Annotated in this window: 6 protein-coding genes; 5 read left to right on the forward strand and 1 reads right to left on the reverse strand. The window is 72.7% G+C overall.

Translation table 11 applies throughout. From position 1 onward, the window contains the following. The first annotated feature begins 974 nt into the window (after window positions 1–974). A complete protein-coding gene (locus D450_RS0128820; RefSeq protein WP_026128820.1) occupies window positions 975–2,231 on the forward strand; it encodes a glutamate-5-semialdehyde dehydrogenase in 1,257 nt (418 codons plus the stop codon). A gap of 220 nt (window positions 2,232–2,451) precedes the next feature. Further along, on the forward strand, window positions 2,452–3,267 hold the full coding sequence (locus D450_RS0128825; RefSeq protein WP_017542098.1) for an SAM-dependent methyltransferase: 816 nt from the start codon (window positions 2,452–2,454) through the stop codon (window positions 3,265–3,267). Between the two features lie 68 nt (window positions 3,268–3,335). Here the strand turns inward: D450_RS0128825 and D450_RS0128830 are convergent, their stop codons facing one another. Further along, the gene (locus tag D450_RS0128830) at window positions 3,336–4,397 is read right to left on the reverse strand and encodes a M48 family metallopeptidase (RefSeq protein ID WP_017542099.1); all 1,062 of its coding nucleotides are present in this window, start codon (window positions 4,395–4,397) and stop codon (window positions 3,336–3,338) included. A gap of 234 nt (window positions 4,398–4,631) precedes the next feature. On the opposite strand from D450_RS0128830, the gene nadD reads away from it, so the two are divergent. From nadD to D450_RS0128845, 3 genes are read left to right on the forward strand one after another with little or no spacing between them, the layout of a single operon-like run. Continuing rightward, window positions 4,632–5,297, forward strand: coding sequence for a nicotinate-nucleotide adenylyltransferase (gene nadD / locus D450_RS0128835; protein ID WP_017542100.1), 666 nt, complete (start codon window positions 4,632–4,634; stop codon window positions 5,295–5,297). Beyond that, on the forward strand, window positions 5,294–5,686 hold the full coding sequence (gene rsfS / locus D450_RS0128840; RefSeq protein ID WP_017542101.1) for a ribosome silencing factor: 393 nt from the start codon (window positions 5,294–5,296) through the stop codon (window positions 5,684–5,686). The genes nadD and rsfS overlap by 4 nt, the downstream gene beginning before the upstream one ends. Window positions 5,687–5,724: 38 nt before the next feature. Continuing rightward, window positions 5,725–6,351: a histidine phosphatase family protein gene (locus D450_RS0128845; protein ID WP_017542102.1), complete on the forward strand. Its 627-nt coding sequence runs from the start codon at window positions 5,725–5,727 to the stop codon at window positions 6,349–6,351. The last annotated feature ends 150 nt before the right edge of the window (window positions 6,352–6,501 follow it).

The following is a 6,501-nucleotide window of genomic DNA, read 5'->3' on the forward strand; positions in this document are numbered from 1 at the left end:
GCCGTCATCTCGCCGGGCCACTGGTGACCCGGCAGCCGACAGGCGACCCTGGGGAACCGCCCTGCTTCGTCGTCGCCGCCCTCCTCCTGGCACTCCGGCGGCCCGGTACCCGGCGAGCAGGCGGGAGCGGGGTACCGGCTGTGCCGCCGTCGCCGCCTTTCCCCTGCACCGAAGGGCCCCGCCGCCCGGCAAGCAGGCCGGAGCGGGGCACCTGCCGGGCCGTTGCCGCTGTTCCCGGACCGCAGAGGCCCGGCGGCCGACCGACGGCGCCGGGGAACCGCCCCGTCTCTTCGTCGCCGCCTTCCGCCCGGCACTCCGATGACCCGCCACCCGGCCGGTAGCCCGTGAGCGGGGTACCTGCCGTTCCGCCGCCGCCTATTCCGGTGCCCCTCCGCGTGCCTGGCGCCCGACCGTGCCGGTGTTGGGGGGCAGGTCCGTGTCGTTGCTGCTCTCCACTCCGTGCTCGGGTGGCCTGTCGGTCGGCGGGTGGCAGTGAGCGGGGTACCTGCTGTTCCGTCTGTTCCGTCGCCGTCTTTTCTGCCGAGCGTCCGTGCGCATGCCCTCCGCGCGCATGCCGTCCGGCCGCGCTGACGCAAGGGCCGCCGGCCCCCCTTCGGCGCTCGTCTTCGGGGCGCCGAAGGCCGCCCGGCGTGACGCCGTCCCACGCCGTCCCACGCCGCCCTACGACGTCCACCACACCAGGAGGCACGACGATGGGAGGACCCCGCCGATTCCGCGAGGTGCGCGGCCCCTCGGAGGATCGGTCATCCTGGTGCGAGCACCCTCGCCGCACCCTCGCCGCATCCGAGCAGCACCGGGCCGTTCCCTGCCGGGAGCGTGTGAACCGCGCCCCGGCCGTCGGCCCCCGCGGGCGGCGGTCGCCCCATCCCGGCGGCCCCGCCGCGAATAAGCTGGGTCCACGCCCACCCACTCCGTCCACGACCATGACACTTCCCGAGCCGATGGGACTCCTGATGAGCAACACCGAACGCGAGGTGCACGACGCCGCCCGCAGGGCCAAGGACGCCGCGGCCGACCTCGCGCCGATGACCAGGGCGGACAAGGACCAGGCGCTCCTGGCGGTCGCCGACGCGCTGGTCGCCGAGGCCGCCTCGATCGTCGCCGCCAACGCCGAGGACCTCGACCGGGCGCGCGCCGACGGCCGGCCTGAGTCCTACCTGGACCGGCTCGCCCTCACAGAGGAGCGCGTGTCCTCCATCGCCGACGCGGTCCGCGACATCGCCGAGCTGCCCGACCCCGTCGGAGAGGTGGTCTACGGGTCGAGCCTGCCCAACGGCCTGGAGCTGCGCCAGATCCGGGTGCCCATGGGGGTCATCGGCATCATCTACGAGGGCCGCCCCAACGTCACCGCCGACGCCGCGGTCCTGTGCCTCAAGAGCGGCAACGCCGCCCTGCTGCGCGGCTCCTCCAGCGCCCACTCCTCCAACACCCGCATCGTCGAGGTGATCCGCGGCGCCCTGGACAAGAGCGGCGTGCCGGTCGACGCCGTGCAGCTGGTGCCCGGATCGGGACGCGGCTCCGCGCAGGCGCTGATGCGCGCCCGGGGCCTGGTCGACCTGCTCATCCCGCGCGGCGGCGCCGACCTCATCCAGACCGTCGTGCGCGAGTCCACCGTCCCCGTCATCGAGACCGGGGCCGGCAACTGCCACGTCTACATCGACGAGCACGCCGACCTGGACAAGGCGGTCGCCATCGCGGTGAACGCCAAGGCCCAGCGGGTGTCGGTGTGCAACTCGGCCGAGACGCTGCTGGTGCACGACGGCATCGCCGACCGCTTCCTGCCCCGCTTCCTGCGCGAGATCACCGACCTGGGCGTGACCGTGCACGGCGACGACCGGGTGCTGGCCTACGACGACCGCGCCGTGCCCGCCACCGAGGACGACTGGGCCACCGAGTACCTGTCCATGGACCTGGCGGTGAAGGTGGTCGGGGACATGGACGAGGCGATGGCGCACATCCGCGCCTACTCCACCGGCCACACCGAGGCCATCGTGACCGACTCCCAGTCGGCCGCGCGCCGCTTCTCCTCGCGTGTGGACTCGGCGGCGATCATGGTGAACGCCTCGACCCGCTTCACCGACGGCGGGGAGTTCGGCTTCGGCGCCGAGATCGGCATCTCCACCCAGAAGCTGCACGCCCGCGGGCCGATGGGCCTGCGGGAGATGACCTCCACCAAGTACATCGTCACCGGTGACGGGCAGGTGCGCTGAGCGCCCCGGACGGAGGATCCGCGGGGAGTCCGCGTCGTCCGCGCATGCTCCGGACGCCTCTTCGGGCCCGGCCGAAGAGGCGTCCGGAGTCCGAGCGGGGAGTGGGGTGCGCGGCGCGGAATCCCCTGGGCGGCCGGGGTTCCCGCCAAGCGCCCCCGGGGCCCCGGAAGGTACTACGATGCCGAAACGGCAGGAGTTTTCACGTTTCCGGGAGCCCCCCATGACCACCGACCAGCACCCGCCGTCCGGATCGACGTTCGACAGCGGGGTGCCCACGGCCGCCCGCGTCTACGACGTCATGCTCGACGGCAAGGACAACTACTCCATCGACCGCCAGGTGGCCCAGGCCAGCCTGGAGGTCATGCCCGAGCTCAAGGAGATCGCCCGGCACAACCGGGAGATCCTGCACCGGGCCGTCCGCCACATCGCCGGCGAGCAGGGCATCGACCAGTTCCTCGACCTGGGGTCGGGGCTGCCCACCGCGCGCAACACCCACGAGGTCGCCCAGGAGGCCGACCCGGCCGCCCGGGTGGTCTACGTGGACATCGACCCGCTGGTCTCCGCGCACGGCCACGCCCTGCTGGCCGAGAACGCCTACACCCGCGTCGTCACCGCCGACATCCGTGAGCCCCGCACCGTGATCGACCACCCGGAGGTGCGCGAGCTCATCGACTTCGACCGGCCGGTGTGCGTGATGCTGTGCGGCATCCTGCACCACATCCTCGACGAGGAGGACCCCGACGGCATCGTGGCGGCCTTCCGCGACGCGGCCGTGTCCGGCTCCTACTTCTTCATCACCAACTTCACGCGCCTGGGCGACGCCCCGGAGAGCGTCGAGCTGGAGCGCGTGCTGCTGAGCCAGCTGGGCACCGGCCGGGTGCGCACCCCCGACGAGCTCCTGGGCTACTTCGCGGGCATGGAGCTGCTCGCCCCCGGTCTGGTCCCGCTGCCGCTGTGGCGGCCGGACGGCATCGTCAAGGACAGCACCTCCGTCGCCGCCCGGTTCATGACCGGGGGAGTGGCGCGCAAGAACTGAGCGCGCGGCGGGGCGCGGGACCGGCCGGCCTGCGCCCCGTTCCGCACCGGAGGACGGGAGGCGCCCCGTCAGGACCGCTCGGAGCCGCCGGAGCCCCCGCCGCGGCTCCCGGCGGTCTTCCAGCGCTCGGCCACGGTGTCGAAGATCTTCCCGCCGGCGTTGGCCGCGGTCCCCGCCACGTCGCGCACCATGCCCACCAGCGGGTCCGAGGAGCGCTCCCAGGACTGCTTGTAGGAGTCGGCGGCGCTGCGCGCCTCCTCGCCGACCGAGGCGTCCTTGTCGCCGGACCGGCGCGGGTAGTCCCCGGCCAGGATGGTGCGGTAGGAGCCCTCCTCGATCCAGCGGTGCAGCTCGGCGGTGCGCACCACGGCGAACGGGTGCGTGGTGCCGATCAGGCTCATGAGCTTGAGGAGGCTGTCGCGCGCGTCGCCGCCCTCGTCGTACTCCTTGGCCTGCTCCAGGAAGGCGTCGGTGTTCATCTCGGCCAGGCGCGAGCCGCCGGCCATCTTCATCAGCGCGCGCTTGGCGGCGTCGGGGTCCTGCGCGGCCAGCAGGCCCGCGCGGTCGCAGGAGAGCTCGGACTTGCGGTACCACTCCTCCAGGGCGGCGACGATGGCGCGCAGGCCGATGTAGCCCAGCGGGATCCACGCCACGCGCGCGGCCAGGTTGATCAGCGCCAGCAGCATGGTCCGGTAGACCGCGTGGCCGGAGAGGATGTGCCCCACCTCGTGGCCGACCACGAAGCGCTGCTCCTCGGCGTCGAGCAGGTCGAACAGCCCGGAGGTCATGACGATGAACGGCCGCTGGCTGCCGATCGCCATCGCGTTGGGCTTGGGGTCCATCTTGATGTAGAGCTCGGGCACCTCTTTCAGGTCGAGCACGTAGGCGGCGTCGCGCACGTAGTCGTGCACCTCGGGGAACTGGCGCTCGCCGACGCGCACCGCCCCGGACAGGAACATCAGGCGCAGGGCGCGCTCGTTGAACAGGCCCGAGAGCCTGCGGAAGACCTCGTCGAAGCCGCGCAGCGAGCGCAGGGCGACCAGGGCGCCGCGGTCGGCCGGGTGCTCGTAGGCACGGGAGGAGATGTCGTCGAGTCGGACGCGGGCGCGGTCTGGTGTGTTGGTGGCCATGTCGGCATGCTATGCGCGGCTCCCCCGCCAACGCCACGATTTCGGGTAACGAGATATGACGTGAATCGCGGCCTGCCGCGGGCGGCCTCCGGGGCGGTGCGTGGGCCCCGCCGACGAGGGATCGGGCGGGCCGCGGCGGGCGGTGCGCGGCCGGGGTGGTGGGCGCCTTCGGTTAGTCTCGGCGGCGGCTGGATAAACCGCTGTAAAGGGAGCGATGAGGTGGCGAACGGAGCGATGGGCGCGGCGGAGGCCGGAGGGAGACCGGACGGCCCCAGGCGCGTGGGCGTCATGGGCGGCACCTTCGACCCGATCCACCACGGGCACCTCGTCGCGGCCAGCGAGGTGGCGCACCTGTACCACCTGGACGAGGTCCTCTTCGTCCCGGCCGGGCAGCCCTACCAGAAGGACCTGGACAAGGTGGCCCCGGCGGAGGACCGCTACCTCATGACGGTCATCGCCACCGCCGAGAACCCGCAGTTCAAGGTCAGCCGGATCGAGGTCGACCGGGAGGGCCCCACCTACACCATCGACACGCTGCGGCAGCTGCGCCGGGAGTACGGGCCCGAGGTCCGGCTCTTCTTCATCACCGGGGCCGACGCCCTTGGCGCTATCCTGAGCTGGCAGAACGTGGACGAACTCTTCGATCTCGCGCATTTCGTGGGCTGCAACCGGCCCGGGCACCGGCTGACCGACACCGGACTGCCCGACGGCAAGGTCAGCCTGGTGGAGATCCCGGCCCTGGCGATCTCCTCCACCGAGTGCCGCGAGCGGGTGCGCAAGGGCGAACCGATCTGGTACCTGGTCCCCGACGGGATCGTCCGCTACATCAACAAGACCGGGCTCTACCTCGACGACCCGTCGCCGGGGCGGACCCCAGGGGAGGCAGCTACTTCATCGTGACCGCTACGGACAGGGCCGTCGAGCTCGTGAACATCGCCGCCGAGGCGGCTTCGGACAAACTGGCCCAGGAGGTCGTCGCCTTCGATGTGAGCGACCAGCTCGTCATCACCGACGCCTTCCTGCTGTGCTCCGCGCCCAACGACCGGCAGGTGCGGTCCATCGTCGACGAGGTGGAGGACCGGCTGCGCGACGCCGGCGTCAAGCCGGTGCGCCGGGAAGGGGAGCGCGACGGGCGCTGGGTGCTGCTGGACTACGTCGACATCGTGGTCCATGTGCAGCACGAGGAGGAGCGCGGCACCTACGGCCTGGAGCGGCTGTGGAAGGATTGCCCCGCGATCCCCCTGCCCGAGGGCGCGCAGGGGCGCGAGCGCACCCAGGACGGCGCCTGAGGACCCGTCCGCCGTCGACCCGCACTGGAGTTGAGTCCATGGCCGAATCCCGTCGTGTCCTGTGCTGGCGCCACGGACAGACGCAGTGGAACGCCGAGAAGCGCTTCCAGGGGCAGTCCGACATCCCGCTCGACGACGTCGGGCGGGAGCAGGCGCGACGGGCGGCCCGGCTGCTGGCCGCACTGCGGCCGGACGCGATCGTCGCCTCGGACCTGCGCCGGGCTGCGGACACGGCGGGGTTCCTGGCCGAGGCCACGGGCCTGCAGGTGCACTCCGACAAGGGGCTGCGGGAGCGCTTCGGCGGGCCGTGGGAGGGGCTGACGACCGCGGAGATCCGTGAGCGCTGGCCGGAGGAGAACGCCCGCATGGAGATCCCCGGCGGCGAGCCCGTCGAGGAGGTGGGCGAGCGGGTCGCCGAGGCGGTCGGCCGCGGTCTGGACCTGGTGCCCGAGGGCGGGCTCCTGGTGGCCGTGGGGCACGGCGCGGCGCTGCGCGCGGGCATCAACCGGATGCTCGGGCTCCCGCAGGAGATCCGCCAGGCCCTGGGGCCGCTGGGCAACTGCTCGTGGTCGGTGCTGGGGCCGCTGCGCACGGGCGGCTGGCGGCTGCTGGAGCACAACGCCTCCAGCCTGCCCGAGGAGCGGGTCCTCGGCGACGACCGCTGACGGCCGCTCAGGCGGCGGCCCCCGGGCCGCCGCAGGGAACCGTTTCGACTAATCGAGCGGGATCCGCTAAGGTTCAGGGTGTCGGCAGGGCGGAGATCCCCGCCCGGGCCGGACCCACGGGGCTATGGCGCAGTTGGTAGCGCGCCTCCA

This window comes from Nocardiopsis halophila DSM 44494, assembly GCF_000341245.1.
Classification (GTDB): domain Bacteria; phylum Actinomycetota; class Actinomycetes; order Streptosporangiales; family Streptosporangiaceae; genus Nocardiopsis_A; species Nocardiopsis_A halophila.